At 66.0% G+C, this 18,031-nt stretch carries 17 protein-coding genes; 6 read left to right on the top strand and 11 right to left on the bottom strand.

Going from position 1 to position 18,031, the window contains the following annotated elements:
- Window positions 1-143 precede the first annotated feature (143 nt).
- From kdgD to RVY76_RS16115, 4 genes are all read left to right on the top strand, one after another.
- Window positions 144-1,061, top strand: coding sequence for a 5-dehydro-4-deoxyglucarate dehydratase (gene kdgD / locus RVY76_RS16130; protein WP_317376918.1), 918 nt, complete (start codon window positions 144-146; stop codon window positions 1,059-1,061).
- Complete coding sequence (locus RVY76_RS16125; RefSeq protein WP_317376917.1) at window positions 1,058-2,206, top strand: mandelate racemase family protein; 1,149 nt, start codon at window positions 1,058-1,060, stop codon at window positions 2,204-2,206. Before kdgD ends, RVY76_RS16125 begins: the two co-directional genes overlap by 4 nt.
- A 40-nt stretch (window positions 2,207-2,246) precedes the next feature.
- Entirely contained in the window at window positions 2,247-2,903 is a 657-nt protein-coding gene (locus RVY76_RS16120; protein ID WP_317376916.1) for an SGNH/GDSL hydrolase family protein, read from the top strand.
- A gap of 68 nt (window positions 2,904-2,971) precedes the next feature.
- Complete coding sequence (locus RVY76_RS16115) at window positions 2,972-4,564, top strand: ABC transporter substrate-binding protein (protein ID WP_317376915.1); 1,593 nt, start codon at window positions 2,972-2,974, stop codon at window positions 4,562-4,564.
- A gap of 50 nt (window positions 4,565-4,614) precedes the next feature.
- Here the strand turns inward: RVY76_RS16115 and RVY76_RS16110 are convergent, their stop codons facing one another.
- The 6 genes from RVY76_RS16110 to RVY76_RS16085 are packed head-to-tail and all read right to left on the bottom strand — an operon-like array spanning window position 4,615 to window position 9,833.
- Window positions 4,615-5,514, bottom strand: a complete 900-nt coding sequence (locus RVY76_RS16110; RefSeq protein ID WP_317376914.1) for a hypothetical protein — start codon at window positions 5,512-5,514, stop codon at window positions 4,615-4,617.
- Window positions 5,511-6,257 carry an ABC transporter ATP-binding protein gene (locus tag RVY76_RS16105; protein WP_317376913.1) on the bottom strand — a complete coding sequence of 249 codons (747 nt, stop codon included), beginning with the start codon at window positions 6,255-6,257 and terminating at the stop codon, window positions 5,511-5,513. Before RVY76_RS16105 ends, RVY76_RS16110 begins: the two co-directional genes overlap by 4 nt.
- Window positions 6,254-7,087 (bottom strand): ABC transporter ATP-binding protein, encoded by an 834-nt coding sequence (locus tag RVY76_RS16100; protein WP_317376912.1) that lies wholly within the window; start codon window positions 7,085-7,087, stop codon window positions 6,254-6,256. The genes RVY76_RS16105 and RVY76_RS16100 overlap by 4 nt, the downstream gene beginning before the upstream one ends.
- Before the next feature lie 5 nt (window positions 7,088-7,092).
- On the bottom strand, window positions 7,093-7,950 hold the full coding sequence (locus RVY76_RS16095) for an ABC transporter permease (protein WP_317377161.1): 858 nt from the start codon (window positions 7,948-7,950) through the stop codon (window positions 7,093-7,095).
- Window positions 7,951-7,988: 38 nt separating this feature from the next.
- The gene (locus RVY76_RS16090) at window positions 7,989-9,005 is read right to left on the bottom strand and encodes an ABC transporter permease (RefSeq protein WP_410796040.1); all 1,017 of its coding nucleotides are present in this window, start codon (window positions 9,003-9,005) and stop codon (window positions 7,989-7,991) included.
- A gap of 51 nt (window positions 9,006-9,056) precedes the next feature.
- Window positions 9,057-9,833 (bottom strand): FadR/GntR family transcriptional regulator, encoded by a 777-nt coding sequence (locus RVY76_RS16085; protein ID WP_317376910.1) that lies wholly within the window; start codon window positions 9,831-9,833, stop codon window positions 9,057-9,059.
- A 389-nt stretch (window positions 9,834-10,222) separates the two neighbouring features.
- On the opposite strand from RVY76_RS16085, the gene RVY76_RS16080 reads away from it, so the two are divergent.
- Entirely contained in the window at window positions 10,223-10,870 is a 648-nt protein-coding gene (locus RVY76_RS16080; protein WP_317376909.1) for an aspartate/glutamate racemase family protein, read from the top strand.
- Window positions 10,871-11,206: 336 nt separating this feature from the next.
- On the opposite strand, the gene RVY76_RS16075 is transcribed toward RVY76_RS16080, so the two are convergent.
- The 3 genes from RVY76_RS16075 to RVY76_RS16065 all read right to left on the bottom strand — a co-directional run bounded on the left by RVY76_RS16075 (window position 11,207) and on the right by RVY76_RS16065 (window position 14,116).
- Window positions 11,207-12,343: an AI-2E family transporter gene (locus RVY76_RS16075; protein WP_317376908.1), complete on the bottom strand. Its 1,137-nt coding sequence runs from the start codon at window positions 12,341-12,343 to the stop codon at window positions 11,207-11,209.
- A 245-nt stretch (window positions 12,344-12,588) separates the two neighbouring features.
- The gene (locus RVY76_RS16070) at window positions 12,589-13,665 is read right to left on the bottom strand and encodes a PHB depolymerase family esterase (RefSeq protein ID WP_317376907.1); all 1,077 of its coding nucleotides are present in this window, start codon (window positions 13,663-13,665) and stop codon (window positions 12,589-12,591) included.
- 34 nt (window positions 13,666-13,699) lie between these two features.
- On the bottom strand, window positions 13,700-14,116 hold the full coding sequence (locus RVY76_RS16065) for a CopG family transcriptional regulator (protein WP_317376906.1): 417 nt from the start codon (window positions 14,114-14,116) through the stop codon (window positions 13,700-13,702).
- Between the two features lie 293 nt (window positions 14,117-14,409).
- Between RVY76_RS16065 and RVY76_RS16060 the strand changes: the two genes are divergently transcribed.
- Entirely contained in the window at window positions 14,410-14,613 is a 204-nt protein-coding gene (locus RVY76_RS16060) for a hypothetical protein (RefSeq protein ID WP_317376905.1), read from the top strand.
- A gap of 689 nt (window positions 14,614-15,302) precedes the next feature.
- Here the strand turns inward: RVY76_RS16060 and RVY76_RS16055 are convergent.
- Window positions 15,303-16,925 (bottom strand): iron ABC transporter permease, encoded by a 1,623-nt coding sequence (locus tag RVY76_RS16055; RefSeq protein WP_317376904.1) that lies wholly within the window; start codon window positions 16,923-16,925, stop codon window positions 15,303-15,305.
- Entirely contained in the window at window positions 16,918-17,961 is a 1,044-nt protein-coding gene (locus RVY76_RS16050) for an ABC transporter ATP-binding protein (protein WP_317376903.1), read from the bottom strand. The genes RVY76_RS16055 and RVY76_RS16050 overlap by 8 nt, the downstream gene beginning before the upstream one ends.
- Between the last annotated feature and the right edge of the window lie 70 nt (window positions 17,962-18,031).

The raw sequence follows: 18,031 nt of genomic DNA, 5'->3' as shown, positions 1-18,031 counted from the left end.
GCCATCGCGGCAACGATCGGCTGCCACGCGCCGGGATCTTCGCGCCCCGCATCATATGATGGCACGTCCAAGTCATCATATCATTATTGACACAAGGCGATCCTGCGGGCAAGAAGGCATCCGAACAATCGGAGACGCCGCGCATGGACATATCGACACTCAAGGCTTCACTCGGATCGGGCCTGCTTTCCTTCCCCGTGACGCCGTTTGACGCCGACGGTCGGTTCGTGCCCGATCCCTATCAGCGCCACATCTCGTGGCTGACGGGGTTCGACGCGCCGGTTCTCTTCGCGGCAGGGGGGACGGGCGAATTCTTTTCGCTCACCCCCGACGAGATCCCGGCGATCGTCCGGGCCGCCAAGGAGGCGGCGGGCGACACGGCCATCGTCTCGGGCTGCGGATACGGCACCGCGATGGCCGTCGATATCGCGCGCAATGCCGAGAAGGCCGGGGCGGACGGAATCCTCCTGTTGCCCCATTACCTGATCGATGCGCCGCAGGACGGAATGTTCCACCATATCAGGGCCGTCTGCGACAGCGTCGGCATCGGCGTCATGGTCTACAACCGCGACAACGCGCAGCTGACCGCGGACACGCTGGCCCGGCTCTGCGAGGTCTGCCCGAACCTCGTCGGCTTCAAGGACGGCACCGGCGATATCGGGACGATCCGCCAGATCACGGCGACCATGGGCGACCGGCTGACATATCTGGGCGGAATGCCGACGGCCGAACTCTTTGCGGAGGCTTATCTCGGGGCGGGGTTCACGACCTATTCCTCGGCCGTGTTCAACTTCGTGCCTGCGCTTGCCAACCGGTTCTACGGCGCGCTGCGCGGCGGGGACAGGGCGACCTGCGAGGCGATCCTGAAAGATTTCTTCTATCCGTTCATGGAGTTGCGGTCCCGCAGGCAGGGCTATGCCGTCGCGGCCATTAAGGCCGGCGTAAGGATGCAGGGCTTCGATGCGGGTCCGGTGCGGGCGCCTCTGACGGATCTGACCCGGGAGGAGGAGCGCATCCTTTCCGACCTGATCGACGCCAACAATGCCAGGGCCGCGGCATGATCATCACCGACATCACCGTAAAGATCTTCGAGACGACGACGCGCCGCCATTCCGACAGCGCGGGCCATGCCCATCCCGGCGAGCCGCATGACGTCCGGCAGGCGCTGCTGACCATCCGCACCGAGGACGGGCACGAGGGATACACCGTCGTTCCCCCCGAAATCGTCCGACCCCACGTCATCGACAAGTTCGTGCGCAAGGTCCTGATGGGACAGGATCACCGCGACCGCGAACGGCTGTGGCAGGACCTCGCGCATTGGCAGCGCGGATCGGCGGCGCAGCTGACCGACCGGACGCTTGCCGCCGTGGATTGCGCGTTGTGGGACCTTGCGGGGCGCACGCTGGGCCAGCCCGTCCACAAGCTGATCGGGGCGTACCGCGACAAGGTTCTGGCCTACGGGTCGATCATGTGCGGCGACGAGATCGAGAACGGGCTTGCCACGCCCGAGGATTACGGACGGTTCGCCGAGAAACTGGTCGCGCGCGGCTACAAGGGGATCAAGCTCCATACATGGATGCCGCCGGTCTCATGGGCGCCCGATGTGAAGATGGACCTGAAGGCCTGCGCCGCCGTGAGAGAGGCCGTGGGCCCCGATATCAGGCTCATGATCGACGCGTTCCACTGGTATTCGCGTACCGACGCCCTGGCGCTGGGGAGGGGACTCGAGAAGCTCGGCTTCGACTGGATCGAGGAGCCGATGGACGAGCAGTCGATGTCATCATACAAGTGGCTCTCCGACAATCTAGACATCCCGGTGGTCGGACCCGAAAGCGCGGCCGGCAAGCACTGGCACCGGGCCGAATGGGTCCGGGCCGGGGCATGCGACATCCTGCGCACGGGGGTCAACGACGTGGGCGGCATCACCCCCGCGCTGAAGACGATGCGCATGGCCGAAGCCTTCGGCATGGAATGCGAGGTTCACGGCAACCAGGCGATGAACCTGCATGTCGTCGCATCCGCCAAGAACTGCCGGTGGTACGAGCGGGGCTTGCTGCATCCGTTCCTCGAATACGACGACGGGTTCGACTACCTGACCGAGCTCAGCGATCCGATGGACGGGGACGGTTTCGTCCACGTGCCGGATCGGCCGGGGCTGGGAGAGGCGTTCGATTTCGACGCCATCGAGAACCGGCGCGTCGCATGACCAGCGACCCCGAAGGCCCAAGACCCTGGAGGGCGCCGCGGTGAAGAGCGTCCTTGCCTACGGCGACAGCCTGACCTGGGGGGCCGACCCCGTCACGACGCTGAGGCACCCTCATGCCGATCTCTGGCCATCGGTGCTGGAGGCCGGGCTTTCCGGTTTGGCGCGGGTCATCCATGACGGGGTCGGGGGGCGCACCACGTGCTTCGACGACCATAGCGGGCCGTGCTGCCGGAATTCGGTGAAGACCCTTCCGGTGGCGCTGGCCGCGCACATGCCGCTCGATCTCGTGATCCTGATGCTCGGGACGAACGACCTGAAGCCGATCCACGGGGCGACGGCCGCGAATTCGCAGGCGGGAATCCGTCGGCTGGTGCAGCTGACGCGGACGCAGAGATACAAGCCCAAGGGACATGTGCCAGAGATCCTCGTCGTCGCACCGCCCGCCTGCAGGCAGGCGACGGGCCGGATGCCGGACGGCCCCGACCGCATTCCCCAATCGCTGCGCTTCCCGTCGCTCTACGCCGATGTCGCGCGCGAGGAGGGGGCGCATTTCTTCGATGCCGCCACCGTCGCGACGGCCTCGGAGGAAGACGGCGTGCATCTGCACCGCGATCAGACCCGCGCCATCGGCTCGGCGCTTATCGAACCGGTGGCACGCATCCTCGGACTTTCGACACCGCCGACCGGGGAGGAGTGACGCCGGTCGCGGAACGTGCCGATTCAACGCGCCCGGGAGAGACAAGGGGCGTCCAACAGGAGGAATACATGAAACATCTTCTCGCATCCGCAGCGCTCGGCGCGCTGCTGCTCGGGCAGGCGGGTCTCGCCGATGCCGAAACGCCGGACGACCAGCTGATCGTCGGCTTCGACATGAACAACGTCCTGACGCTCGACCCGGCGGCCATCACCGGGGCGGACGCGGTCCAGATCCTCAACAACGTCTACGACACGATCGTGCGCCTCGACCCCGAGACATACGAACTGGTCCCGTCCATCGCCACGAGCTGGGAGGTGGCCGAGGACAACCGGTCGATCACGTTCCAGATCGACCCCGACGCGACCTTCGCCTCGGGCAATCCCGTGACGGCCGAGGATGTCGCCTACAGCCTGCGTCGGCCGATCAAGCTGAACCTCGCGCAATCCACGTGGCTCGTCAGTCGCGGCTACACGGCCGAGAACATCGAAGAGATGACCGAGGTGGTCGATGACAAGACGCTCCGCCTGCACCTTCCGCAGGCGGACGATCCGCGCTTGCTGATGATGACACTCACGATGAACGGTCCGGGCTCGATCCTCGACCGGGCGGTGGTCGAGGAGCACGACGACGGCGACATGGGCACGGCGTGGCTGACCAACAACTCGGCCGGATCGGGTGCCTTCACGCTCAACCAGTGGCGCGCCAACGAATACGTCATCCTGACGAAGAATCCCGAATACTGGGGCGATGAGCCGTCGATGGAGCGCGTGCTGATGCGCCACCTCCCCGAAAGCCAGAGCCAGCGTCTAGCGCTCGAACAGGGCGATCTGGACATCGGCTATTCGCTCGGGGCGGCCGATCTGCGCGCGCTCGAGGCGAACGAGGACATCACGGTCGAAACCGTGCCGAGTGCGGGGTTCTATTATCTCGGGGTCTCGATGAAGAACGAGATCCTCGCCAACCCGAAGGTGCGCGAGGCGCTGCGCTATCTGATCGATTACGACGGGATCAACAGCGCGATCATGCCCTATTTCGGGGTCGAGCGTCAGGTGCCGGTCAATTCCTACGCCTTCGCCGCGGCCGACGATCCGGGCTACGAGCTCGATGTCGAACGCGCGAAGGAACTGCTGGCCGAAGCCGGGTATCCCGACGGGTTCGACACCACGTTGCGCGTGATCTCGGAACAGGAATTCCTCGACAGCGCGACGGCGATCCAGGGAACGCTGGCGCAGGCCGGGATCAATGCCGAGATCATCACCGGCGACGGGGGACAGATCTACGGGGCGATGCGGTCGCGCGAATTCGATATGCTGGTCGGTCGTGGCGGCGGCGGTCAGAACCCGCATCCAGACAGCAACCTGCGCGCGGTGGCCTACAACCCCGACAATTCCGACGAGGCGGGTCTGACCAACTACCAGGGCTGGCGCACGAGCTTCTTCGACGAGGAGTTGAACGAGATGATCGAGAACGCGCTCGTCGAGGGCGACGTCGAGGTCCAGGAACAGATGTATGCCGACATCCAGGCCCGCATGCAGGAGCTGGTCATGTCGATCCAGCCCTTCTCGGAGGTGGTCGTGACCGCCGCCTATCAGGACGATGTCGAAGGTGTCGTCGTCGATGTCTGGACGTCGCGGTTCGAGGACGTCACGAAAAACCGCTGAGGGTCGATCGACCTGATCATGCAGGGCGCGGCTTCGGTCGCGCCCTGTTTCTATGCGAGGCGGTCGCGCAGGAAGTCGATGGACGCGGTGAGGACGTCCCGCGGGCAGGTATGGCGCTCGTCGTGGAACCCGGCATCCACGGTGGGGTGCAGCGATGCGATGCGCGCGAAGGCGCGCGCGGCGCTGGCTTCCGGCATGTGACGGTCGCCCCTGCCGACCCGCAGGAACAGAGGCTTCGGCGCGGCCGCCGCCGCGAGATCCGGATAATCCGCAGCGATTCCGGGATGGAGGAAATGGAAGGCGGATTGGCCGCGCAGGAACGGAGAACCGGCGGCGAGCATGTCCGCGCGGCAGGCCATCCACCCGATCGACGCTGCAGCCGAGACCGCCTTTGACAGAGCGAGGACCTGCCATGCCCGGAAGCCGCCGAACGAGAAGCCGAACGCCCCCACGGATGTCACGCCATCCAGCGATGCGAGCCATCGCGCGGCCTGCATGTCCTCGGCCGCGGTGATGCCCGCAAGCGACCAGCCGAGCCCCATCGCGCCTGCCGCCAGCGCCTGCTGCGCCTCGTAGCCGCCGGACCATCGCGCGCCGAACCCCACGGCGTCGAGGCAGAGCACCGACAGACCCGCCGCGCGGATGGCCCGCAACGGCGCGAGACCGTGGTAATGCGCGCTCGGCCGGGCGAGCTTGCCCCAGCCCCGGACGAAGTCGCCGCCATGCTCGTGCAGCGCCAGGATCGCGGGCCCCGGCCGTTCGCCCCGGAGGAAGACGCCGGTCGCGCGCGCGCCGGTCGCGAACCGGAACGCCACGCGGATGCCTCGGCGTCTGACCTCGGGCAGGCCGTCATGCGGGGGAAGCGTCGCGCGCCATGCGGAAAGATCGGCGGGCGGGCCGGTCCAGCCTCGTCGCCTGATCTCCAGGAAATCCGGCAGCCGGTCGATCAAATCGCCCGCTCGTAGGCCAGCGAGGCACCGATCAGCTCGCGCGCATAGGGGTCGGTGGCACCGTTGCCGGGAATGTCCGCACGGTCGAGCACCTCGACGATCCGGCCGCCCTGCATCACGGCGAACCGGTCGCACATATGGTCCACCACGGCCAGATCGTGACTGACCATGATGTAGGTAAAGCCCTTCTCGGATCGCAGACGCGCCAGCAGGTTCAGGATCTCGGCCTGAACGCTCACGTCCAGCGCCGAGGTCGGCTCGTCCAGAAACAGGACGTCGGGCTCGAGGATCAGGGCGCGGGCGATGGCGACCCGCTGCCGCTGCCCGCCCGACATCTGGTGGGGAAACCGCTCGAGAAAGTCGTCCGACAGGCCCACCTCGCGCAGTGCCTGTCGCATCCTCGCATCGCGATGGCCGAGCCCGTGAATCGCGAGCGGTTCGGTCAGGACCGTCCGGACCGACTGACGGGGATGCAGCGATCCGTAGGGGTCCTGGAACACCATCTGCAATGTCCGGCACCGCGCCATCGGGTCCATGTCGCGCACCGATTGCCCGCCGATCGTCACCTGCCCCTCCCAGTTCGACATGAGAAGCGAGGCACATCGCAGCACGGTCGACTTTCCCGATCCGCTTTCGCCGACCAGCCCGAAACATTCGCCCGCGGCGACGTCGAAGCTGACTGAATGCAGGATCTGCAACGCGCCCAGCGTGATCGACAGGTTCTTGACGCCGACCGACTTCATGCCGCGCCCTCCGACCAGCTCGCCTGCCGTTCCAGCACCGGAAGCGGCGCGCGGTCGCCGCCGATCCGCGGCTGTGCCGCGATCAGGCCACGCGTGTAGGGATGTGTGGCGCGGTCGAGATCGGCCGCGTCGAGGACCTCGACGACCCGGCCGGCATACATGATCAGCACCCTGTCGCAGAAATTGCGGACGAGGTTCAGATCGTGCGAGATCATCACGAGGCCGATCCCCCGTTCCTTCACCAGCGCGTCGAGGATGCGCAGGACCTCGAGCCGCACGGTCACGTCGAGCGCCGATGTCGGCTCGTCCGCGATGACGAGGTCCGGATCCGTCATCAGCATCATCGCGATCATCACCCGCTGGCCCATGCCGCCCGAAACCTCGTGCGGATAGAGGCCGTAGACCCGTTCGGGATCGCGGATCTGGACGGCCTTCAACATCTCGACCGTCTTCGCGCGGGCCTCTGCCCTGGTTGCGCGGATATGGGTGCGATACGCCTCGGCGATCTGGTCGCCGCAACGTTCGATCGGGTTCAGCGAGAATTTCGGATCCTGCAGGATCATCGACATGCGCGCCCCGCGCACCTTCAGCATCGCGCGCTCGGGCAGGTCCAGCAGGTCGAGCCCGTCGAACCGCAGGCGGTCGGCCGTCACGTCGGCCCCCGGCAGAAGCCGCATGATGGCACGTCCGACGGTGGATTTGCCCGACCCGGATTCGCCCACGATCCCCAGCCGCTCACGCCCGAGATCGAAGCTGACCCCTTGCACCGCCGGATCGGTCGATCCGCCGTAGCGCACCGTGAGGTTCCTCACGCTCAGCATAGGATCCATCGCGCTTACCTCTTGTTCATCTGCTTGGGATCGAGCGCGTCGCGCAGGCCGTCGCCCAGAAGGTTGAAGGCGAGGCTGACGGCCAGGATCGCGATGCCGGGAAACGTCACGAGCCACCAGCTGTCGATCATGTAGCGGCGTCCGGTCGCGATCATCGCCCCCCATTCCGGCAGCGGCGGCTGCGCGCCGAGCCCGAGGAAGCCCAGGCCCGCGGCGGTCAGGATGACGGTCGCCATGTTGAGCGTCAGCCGGATCAGGACCGAGGGCAGGCACATGGGCACGATGCTCTTCCAGATGATGCGGGCCGAGGACGCCCCCTGCAGCCGGGCCGCCGCGATATAGTCCGCCTTGCGGAAGGTCAGGGTTTCCGCCCGTGCCAGACGCGCGATCGGCGGCCAGGCGGTGAGCGCGATGGCGATGATCGCGTTGTTGAGGCTCGGCCCGAGGGCGGCCACGAATGCGAGCGACAGGATCAGCGACGGGAACGACAGGAAGATATCCGTCAGGCGCATCAGCGCGGTGTCGATGCGCCCGCCGAAATATCCCGCGACCGTCCCGACGAGGAGGCCGATCGGTCCGACCACGATCGACACGATGAAGATGATCGACAGGGTGATGCGCGACCCGTGGACGATACGGCTGAAGATGTCGCGCCCGAGTTCGTCGGTTCCGAAGAGGTTCGCGCGCGACGGCGGCATGAGCGTGTTCGTCAGGTCCTGCGCATAGGGATTGTGCGTGGCCAGCAGCGGCGCGAAGAGCGCCATCAGGATCAGCAGGGCAAGCACGACCAGCCCGAAGGCCGATGGGGGGGAGCGCAGCAGGAAGGTCACGATACGCCCGAGCGATGTCACGGCATGGGGCATCCTGCGGCGGCGGGCAGGTCCGAGCGGTAGGGTCACCATCAGCGCGTCCTCGGGTCGAAGACCCTGTAGAGAATGTCGGAAATCACGTTCAGGCCGATGAAGATCAGCCCGACGATGAGCACGCAGGTCATCACCGCGTTCATGTCGCCGATGAGCAGGTTGGCCGTCAGGTACTGGCCGAATCCCGGCCATGCGAAGACCGTCTCGATCAGGACAGCCCCTTCGAGGAGCGAGCCGTAGGCCAGCGCCACGATCGTCACGAGCTGCACGCGGATGTTGCCGAAGGCGTGCCGCCAGATCGTCTTGTTCCGCGACAGGCCCTTTACCCGGGCCGTCGTCACGTATTCCTGGTTCAGCTGGTCCAGCATGAAGCTGCGCGTCATCCGCGTGATGTAGGCGGAGGAGGAATATCCCAGCAGGGAGGCCGGAAGGATGATGTGGTTGACGGCACTCCGGAAGACGTCCCACTGGCCGGCGAGTGCGCTGTCGATGAGCAGGAAGTTCGTCCGCTCGGGCACCATGCCGATGTAGAACTGGCTCATCCTTCCCGATCCGCCGACCCAGCCGAGCCCGGCATAGAAGATCAGGAGCGCGATCATCCCTGTCCAGAAGATCGGCATGGAATGGCCCGTCAGGCTGATGATCCGGATCACGTGATCCACCCACCGGTCCTTGTTGACCGCTGCGGCGACGCCCATCGGTATCCCGAGTGCCGCGCCGATGATGATGGCGAATGTCGCGAGTTCGATCGTGGCGGGTAGGGCGCGGGCGATGTCGTTGAGCACCGGTTGGCCCGTCCGGATCGACGTGCCGAAATCGAGCGTCAGGATATCGCCGATATACATGAAGAACTGCTGCCAGACCGGCCGGTCGAGGCCGAGCTGGCGATAGACGTTCTCGTAGACCTCTCGTGTCGCGTCCTCGCCCACGATGGCGCGGACGGGGTCGGTGGGCATGATCCGTCCGATCACGAATGTCAGGATCAGAAGTCCGGCCAGCGTGACGAGGATCGCTCCCGCCTGTCCCGCGATATCCGGTAAAACCCTCCGCCGCATCACACCCCTCCCCGGTGAGTTACAATCGTAGTATGACCAAACTAAGTTATATTACAAGTCCTGTTGCGCCGTCCCGCGCCCGAGGAGGCCGCGATACCTGGCAAGGCTGCCTTGCAGATGCTTGCGCATGGCGGCAGAGGCCGCCGACGGGTCGTTGGCGAGGATCGCCGAGACGATCTCGCGATGCTCCCGCGCCAGCAATTCCAGATAGGACGGATCGACGGTCGCGTCGGTGCCGCCCTGCCGCACCCCGCGGCGCGGGATCAGGCTGGGCCCGATCACCGTCAGATATTCCTCGAACCGCGTATTGTTCGACGCCCGGGCGATCGCGACATGCAGGGCGAAATCGGCTTCGACCGAGGTTTCTCCGTCAGCGATCAGTTTTTCCATGTCGTCGAACCGGGCGATCATCTCCTCCTCCTGGCGGGCCGAACGACGTCTGGCGGCCAGCGCGGCCGCCTCGACCTCGAGCGCGATGCGCAGCTCCAGCACCTCGATGACCGACGATACCCGGGAGGGATCGACGTTGCGGAAGGGGATCGCCTCGTCCACCGGCGGTTCCGTCACGTAGACGCCCGATCCCTGTCGCGGCTGCAGAAGGCCGTCTGCCCGCAATGCCGCCACCGCTTCGCGCAGGACGGTGCGACTCACGCCCGCTTCCTCGCAGAGCTTCGCCTCGCTCGGCAGGCGGGACCCGACCGGAAACTCGCCGGTCGCGATCCGTCTGCGCAGGGTCGCGACGAGGTCCACCACCATCGTTCCGCGTCGTCCGGCCCGTTCCTGCATCTGTTTCGTCTCCTTCTTCGGCTCGCCGGTCGAAGTTATCATATGGATTTACTGTATGATAGCATCACGATTGAACAGCCGAGGATTGTCCCGCAGCGACCTCGGGCAGGGGAGGGGATCTGACGGAATTGGAAGAAATCTGTGGGGGATTGTCCGGATCGGTGGCGCACAGCGTCGATCGGAGGCAGGTTCGAGGGGGCTGAGCGGCAAATGCGAGGAGGATTCGATCTTGGAGCGAATGGGCCGGATGATTTCGATCACCCCTGAAGTCGGCCTCCAAGCGCGGTAGATCGGAGATTGGTTGTGAACGTGGGGTTTCATTTACGGATCGTCGGGCGCTGCGATGGGATCCTGCGCGCACTCGATGGCGGGTGCGATCCGGTCGGGCTCGCTACGCCGATGGATATCGCCCGCGCCGCGGAGCCAGCGGCATGAGGATCGCGCTGGTCAATCCCAATACCGATGCCGCCGTTACCAGCGCGATGTGCGAGATCGCGCGGCGCAGGGCCCCTCCGGGTCTCTCGATCACGGGGCATACCGCGACGTTCGGGGTGCCGCTCATCACCGATGCCGTCGCGTTGTCGGAGGCCGCGCGCGCCGTCGCGGCGTTTGCCCCCCAACTGGCGCATTATGACGGCGTCGTGGTTTCGGCCTTCGGCGATCCGGGGGTGGAGGCGTTGCGGGACGTACTCGAATGCCCTGTCGTCGGTATAGCCGAGGCGGCGATGCGGGCCGCGGGCGCGGGTGGACGCGCCTTCGCCGTCGCGACCACGACGCCCGATCTCTGCGAGGCGATCGCCGCGCGCGCCGTTGCGTATGGCCATGCGAATTTCGTCGGCACCTGGGTCACGCCGGGCGACCCGCGGGACGTGATGGCCGACCACGACACGTTGGCGGCGGCCCTTCTCTCCGCCAGCCAGTCGGCGGTGAAGGACGGCGGTGCGCAGGCGGTGATCGTCGGCGGTGGACCTCTCGCCCGGGTTGCCGAGACGATGCGCGGATGCCTGTCGGTTCCCGTGATCGCCCCCATACCGGAAGCGATCGACCTGATCGCGGCCTACCTGATGGAGGAGCGATGACGAGGCGCGTCATTCTTGCAGGCGGGTTTGCTTGGATCGGCTGATCGAAGCGGTTTCGGCAAGGGGCTTCCGGCAACACTGATATCGGCGGTTGTAAGCTCGTCTTGCCTTTGCGGATCACCGTGCAAAGCTGACGGCGGTTAGGCCTAGCCCCTGCGATGAGCCGCTCGAACGGCTGCGGAATACGTGACTTGGATCCTCGCTTCGGCACGCTGAGGTCTTCGTTCGAGCTGGTCTCGTGAGCTGCGCCTGCTGCTGGAGCATTCGCGCGGCCGTCCATCGGAAACAGGACAATACCCGGATCAGATTCATGGATTGGCGAGATTTCCGATCGGTTCAGGTCTCGGACGTGTCGGATTCCTCATCGGTTTCGGTCTCGGAGTGGCGTTCGCCGAGGAAATCGGCAAGCCCGCCCATCCCGTCGATATGGGCCGAAATCGTCCTGAGCGCGGCCAGAAGTGGCACGGCGACCACCATGCCCACCGCCGACCAGAGCCATGCCCAGAACGAGACGGCGAGGAACACGACCACCGTGTTGAGCCGCAGGTTCCGCCCGACGAAATAGGGTGTCACGATCTGGCCCTCGATCGTCGTGAGCATCAGATAGATGCCGCCCACGACCGGTGCCCACCCCACCCAGTCGAACGAGACGAGCGCGACCGCCGAGGCGACGACGATCCCGGCAAGCGCGCCCAGATAGGGGACGAAGTTGAAGAGGAAGGCGATCATTCCCAGGATGATCGGCGAGGGCATCCCCACGGCCCACATGGCCGTCCCGACTGCGATCCCGAGCCCCGCATTGATGACGGTGATCGTGAAGAGATATCGCGAGAGCTCCCGTTCGATGTCGCGGATGGCCGTCATCGCCCGCCGCTTGTCGCTGAAGCGCGGGATCACGTGGACGAGCTTTTCGTAGAACATGTTGCCCGAGGCCAGCAGGAAGAACAGCAGGACGAGCGTGAAGACCACCTGCGCCGCGATGCCGGGCACCAGCGCCGCGATGTCGGTGGCGTATCCCCCCTCGGCCATGACGACGCGCTGCACGTCGTCGCCGGGGGCCCCGAGGGTGTTCAGACGGTTGGCGGCCTCGAAAAGCCCGCCCATCGCGCCCGAGATCTCGCCGATCTGATCGCGGACCTGTGCCGTGATCTCCGGGGCGCGGCTGATCCAGTCCGTCACGGGGAGGGACAGCGTCCCGAGGATGCCGATGCTCGTGATGAGAAGGCTCAGCACGATGATGAGGGATGTGAGTGCCGAGGGAATCCCCCGTCGGTCGAATACCCGGCGGATGGGAGAGAAGACGAGGGTCAGCAGGAAGGCCAGCACGACGGGCACGAAGAACGATTTCGCGTAGCTCAGCGTGAAGACGGTCGCATAGATGAAGATCGCGATCCCCGCCCAGCGTGGCATCGATCGCAGGTGTCGTATCTTGCTGTCGTCGGAGGCGTCCGATTCGCCGGAGGAATCCTGCATGGTCCCGGTCCTTTCAATGTCGCGCGATCCCTGCGCCGCGTATCGCCATCCGAAGACGGACGGTGCAACCTTCGGCCTGCGCCTCGCCTCCGGTCGAAAGGACGAGGTCGGCCATGTTACACGTCCCGAACCGCCACGAACGCCGGTGGTCCCACCCGAGAGTATCGGACCCCGTCAGACGAAACGAGTCCGACGTGGATGCCACCCGGCGGCCCCGCCCGCCGGACAGGACGGGCGGGGCAGGCTCAGCCGCGCGCGACGACCTCGCCGAAGAACCGGATCATCTCGGCCGACGCATCGGGCCCCGTGGCATCGGCATAGGAGCCCGCGGCGTCGCCGCCCGACCAGGCATGGCCCGCGCCGTCGATGAGCCAGAGCTCCGATCCGTCCTCCGTCGTCAGGCGCGACCAGCTCCGCGCGCCCCGGCCGTCACGCGTCTCGACCCCGTTGCCTTGGATCAGCGCCTTCGCGTTGGCAGGCGAGACGGTCCCGTCCGCCGTGCCGTGGAAGACGATGCCGGGCCGTCGCAGCGGTCGTCCCGCACGCTCGCCGCGCATGGCCGAGAAGGCCGAGACCATGTCTGACGCCGCGCCGGCGGGAATGCCGGAATGGACACCCACCGCGACGAAGAGGTCGGGATGCGTCTCGGCTAGAACAGCGGCCATGGCGCCGCCGGCGGAAAGACCCGCGGCGAAGACACGGCCCTCGACGTTCAGCTCGGCAGAGATCTCCCGGGCGATGGATGCGAGGATTGCGGGCTCTCCCGCATCGGGGCCCTGATCCTGCGCCCGGAACCAGTTCCAGCAGGATTGCATGTTCTGGGCACCCGTCTGACCGGGATAGGCGACGGCATAGCCCGCGGCCTCGGCGGCCTGATCCATCCGCGTCCCGAGGGCGAAATCCTCCGGCGATTGCGTGCAGCCATGCAGCATGAGGACGAGGCCGACCGGGCCGCCCGCACGTTCCGAGGGGATGAAGAGGCGGACGTCTCGGCCCGCGATCTTGCGCCAGGAAACCGTCGCCCCGTCAGGGACCGGTGCCTTGCGTCCCGAATTGCGGCCCGGCAGATCGGCCATGCCCGGCAGACTGCCCATCCCGGGAAGCTTGTCCATCCCCGGGAGGCCCGAGAAATCCGGCATGCCGCCTTGCAGGCCGGCGGGTTTGGCCATGCGGGCACAGGGACCGCATGGTTCTTCCGCCCGGGGCATCGGTGCCGTGCGACCCGAAAGCGCCGTGCGGATATACGCCGTGGCCGCGGCCGGATCACCGGCGCGCGTCGACCGGAGCGCCCGGCCGAGGGCCGTCGCGAGATCGTTGTTCATGATGTTCATCCTTGGATCCGGGGCGTATCGCCCCTCAGATTATGCGGTCCGATAGGGCCGCCTTTACGTCCTTGTTGGCCTGGAGCGATCCCAGAACGCTCAGCGAGCCGATCGTCTGCAACGCGAGGTCGACATCGACATCCGCCGCGATCCGGGCGAGTCCCACGACCTTCAGATGCAGCACTTCGCCGGCCTGCCGCAGCGCCTCGAGCTCGGCGCGCGTCACGTCGAAGAGTCCCATCTCGAAGCGGTGCCGGTCCACCGATTGCTCGACCGCGCGCGCCTCGGCGGTGAGCTGGGACCGGATGGCCGACCGGATGAAATCCGTCCGGTTGGAATAGAACCCCTCCCGCACGAGCAGGTCGATCCGGCCCAGATCGACGGGGCCGAGATTGATGGTGATTTTTTCGGTCTCGGCATGCTTTTCCGGCAGGCGGTGTATCTTAGGCATGTCTTCATCCTTCCACTTGGATGGTAAGTGGGTGCGGTATGCCCGACCGGCAAGAGGCTGACCGATGAAAGGGACCGAGCCGACCGTCACGGCAGCCAGCGCGATGCCGACAGGAGGGGATGATCGCTGGATATCTGGTGATTCTGCCGTGTCAGTTTTGCTTCCGATGAATTTTGTCGTCGCCGAATTTCTCGGAGATAATCCTTTGGGTCCGGTGCAACTTACAAATTCGCATTTTTGCCCCATATGTACTGAAGCGGTGGATTCACACCGCAACAGAAAGGCATTCCCTGATGACCATGTTTTCCATGAAGCCAAAGTTCGATCTTGCCGAATTTCTTGCGGTACCTGCGCCGGTCGGTGGCTCCAGAGGACGCTATGCCGGACGCCGGGGTTCCAAATTCCAGAAACCCGAACCTTCGGACGACACGGCAAACGCAAAATCGACGGAAAATTCGAGTTCCGGCGAAACCGTCGAGAAACTCGACGAGGCGTGACATGAGGGGGGTAGGGCAGAACTGTCGTTCGCTCTCGTGCCCCTCACATTTGTCCAGGATTGAAATTCGTTCCCACCCGGCTGTCTTCGGCCGGGTGACGTGTTTTCGACAGATTTATTTTGCGACAACCTAGCACGGATTTCGATATTCCCTCGATGGATCAGGTCTGGGCGCAGACGGTTCTCATAGGTGGAATTCGACCTGAGAATTTTGCCCAGAAGCTTCTCTGAAAATATGAGCCGGTCTCTCTACGATATGCCCGGCTCTATATTTTGGCGTATCGCAATTTTTAACGAATGCGGTTGAATGCAAGATGATGAGTTCGGGTGTAACCCGCGGTCGTTTCATCCCCATCTCAAAAGTACCAGGCGTGACGGCAAATTTTCTTCGTGCTGCAAGATTGGGATGACCGCTTTTCTCGGAGGTCGATGAGCCTGCAGACCGGGAGCGGAGCCCTGTGACACGCAGTCATCGTCAGTGCTGCGAGGATATTGGGAAGACGTCTGACACGTGAAGCGGGGCGGTCAATAAGTGGGATCGGAAGGTGCGAGGCCGCACCAATTTTTTTCTGAACCCCTACGATTTTCGGCCTTTGCCGAAGTGCGCGAACCCACCGGTCGATCTTCAACAAGAAACATGCATGTCCGCCCGCACCCTGTTGCGCGGATGCGGTCGTTGCAAAGCGGCGTCTACCGCCCGCGTCGCATCCGTGCCATCAGCAGGACGACCGGGAGCACTCCCACCGCGGCGATGGCGAGGCTCGGGACGGCCGCTCCGTTCAGACGTTCGTCGGCGGCGAGGCGATGAGCCTGAACGGCGAGCGTGTCGAAGTTGAAGGGCCGCATGATGAGGGTCGCGGGAAGCTCCTTCATCACCTCGACGAAGACGATGAGCGCTCCGCTGAGCAGCCCCGGTGCCATCAGCGGCAGATGCACCCTCCAGAGCGTGTCGAAAGGCCCGCGCCCGAGGCTGCGGGCGGCCGCGTCGATATTCGGGGTCACGCGGATCTCGCCCGTCTCGAAGGCGCCGATCGCGGCCGCAAGGAACCGGATCACGTAGGCCGCGACCAGCAGCCAGATCGTGCCCGTGACGAGAAGCCCCGTCGAAAGTCCGAACTGCGCGCGCATCACCGCGTCGAGCGCGTTGTCGAGCGCCGCGAAGGGCACGAGAAGTCCCACCGCGATGACCGTGCCCGGTACCGCATAGCCGAGACGGCCGAGATCCACCGCCCGTCTGCGCGCAGGCGTGGGCGAGAGCCTCCGGAAATATCCCAGCGCGATCGCCGCCGCGACGGTCAGTGCCGAAGCGATGCAGGCGAGCGTCAACGAGTTGGTGAGGAACCCGAGATAGCGCTCGGAGAAGAGCGATTGCTGCGCGCCACCCGCCATCGCGGCCAGATGCGCGCCCGGCACGATCGCGCCCAGAAGGACCGGTGACGCGCAGACGAATAGCGCTGCCCCTCCGCGGATCCCGCGCAGGCGCGGCGGCGGCACGGGTTCGCCCGCGCGCTCGGTCGAGAACCGGCCCGAATGGCGGGTCCGACGTTCCAGCAAGGTCAGAAGCAGCGTCATCGCCAGCAATCCCAGCGCCAGCTGCGCGGCCCCCGCGCGGTCGGCAAGGCTGAACCAGCTTTGATAGATGCCGGTCGCGAAGGTCTGGACCCCGAAATAGGAGACGGTCCCGAAATCGGCGAGCGTCTCCATCCCGACGAGAAGGGTGCCGGCCGCGATCGCGGGCCGGGCCGCCGGAAGCGAGACCTGCCGGAACGCGGCGATCGGCCCGAGCCCCAGCCCCCGCGCGGCGAGGAAGGTGGATCCGCCCTGATGCACGAACGCCGCCCGCGCCAGCAGGTAGACGTAAGGATAGAGCACGACGATCAGCACGAAGGCCGCGCCGCCGGTCGACCGGATCTCGGGGAACCAGTAGTCGCGCGGGCCCCAGCCGGTCGCGGATCGCAGCGCCGTCTGCACCGCGCCCGGATGGTCGAGCAGGTCGGTATAGGCATAGGCCAGGACATAGGCGGGAAAGGCCAGCGGAAGGACGAGCGCGACCTCGACGATGCGCCGTCCGGGAAAGTCGTAGGCCGAGACGAGCCACGCCGTCACCGTACCGACGAGGGCGGTGCCGATGCAGACCGTCGCAACCAGCATCGCCGTCACGGACAGATAGCGCGGCAGAACGGTGTCCCAGAGATGCGCGAGCGTCGAGAGATCGCCCGCGACCGCCGCCAGCAGCGTCGCGACCATCGGCAGCGCCACCAGGACGAGCAGCAATGCGACGGCGAAGTGGAGCGCGGGATGCGCCCTAGCCATCGGCGAGAAGGATCGCGGGCTCCCGCATCGACAGGCCGATGGGCGTGCCTTGCGCGTAATCGGCATTGCCGTGGATCAGCGCGACGAGGTCGGTGCCGCCATGCGCGCGGATCCAGTAGACCTGATCGTGGCCGCGGAACTCGCGGCCCATCACGACACCCGACGCGGCATCCGGCACCTTGTCCGACAGCACGATCTGCTCGGGACGGATCGAGAGGCGCACGCGGCCCCGCGCCGCGCGTTCGAGCCTGACGGGCCCGAGCGCGGTTTCGGCGATCGTGCCCTGCGCCTCGCCCTCGATGATGTTGGAATTGCCGAGAAACCGCGCGACCGTTTCCGAGACGGGACGGGTATACACCTCGCGCGGGGTGCCCGATTGCAGGATGCGCCCGGCCTGCATCACGGCGATCCGGTCGGCGAGGGCCAGCGCCTCTTCCTGGTCGTGGGTGACGACGATCGCCGCCGCACCGATCCGCTTGAGCAGCGCGCGGACTTCCTGACGCATGGCCACGCGGCGTGTCGCGTCGAGGTTGGAGAAGGGCTCGTCCATCAGGACGAGATCGGGTTCGGGGGCGAGCGCGCGGGCCAGCGCCACGCGCTGCTGCTGCCCGCCCGAAAGCTGGTGCGGCATCCGCGCGGCCTCGGGGGTCAGGCCCACCATCTCGATCAGCTCGGCCGCGCGGGCGCGTCCGGCACGGGCCCCCAGGTGATGCAGTCCGAAGCGCACGTTCTGCTCGACGCTCAGATGCGGGAAAAGCGCGTAATCCTGAAAGACGAAGCCGATGCCTCGGGCCTCGGGCGGCAGGTCGGTGACGTCGCGTCCGCCCAGATGCACGCGGCCGTCATCCGGCCGGTCGAACCCTGCAACAAGGCGCAGCGTCGTGGTCTTGCCGCATCCCGACGGCCCCAGAAGCGCGAGGATCTCGCCCCGTCCGACATCGAGCGTGACATCCGAGACCGCGGAGCCCGCGTTACCGGTGAAATGCCGCCTCAATCCCCGGATACCGAGCAGCGGGCCGTCGATCACGTCTTTCATGTCCGAAGATCCGACTGGGGCCTGGAAACGTCATGGCGCTAGCATGCCCGACAAATCTTGTAAAGTTAAC

This window comes from Palleronia sp. LCG004, assembly GCF_032931615.1.
Lineage (GTDB): Bacteria > Pseudomonadota > Alphaproteobacteria > Rhodobacterales > Rhodobacteraceae > Palleronia.
This window is presented reverse-complemented; position numbering and strand designations above follow the sequence as displayed.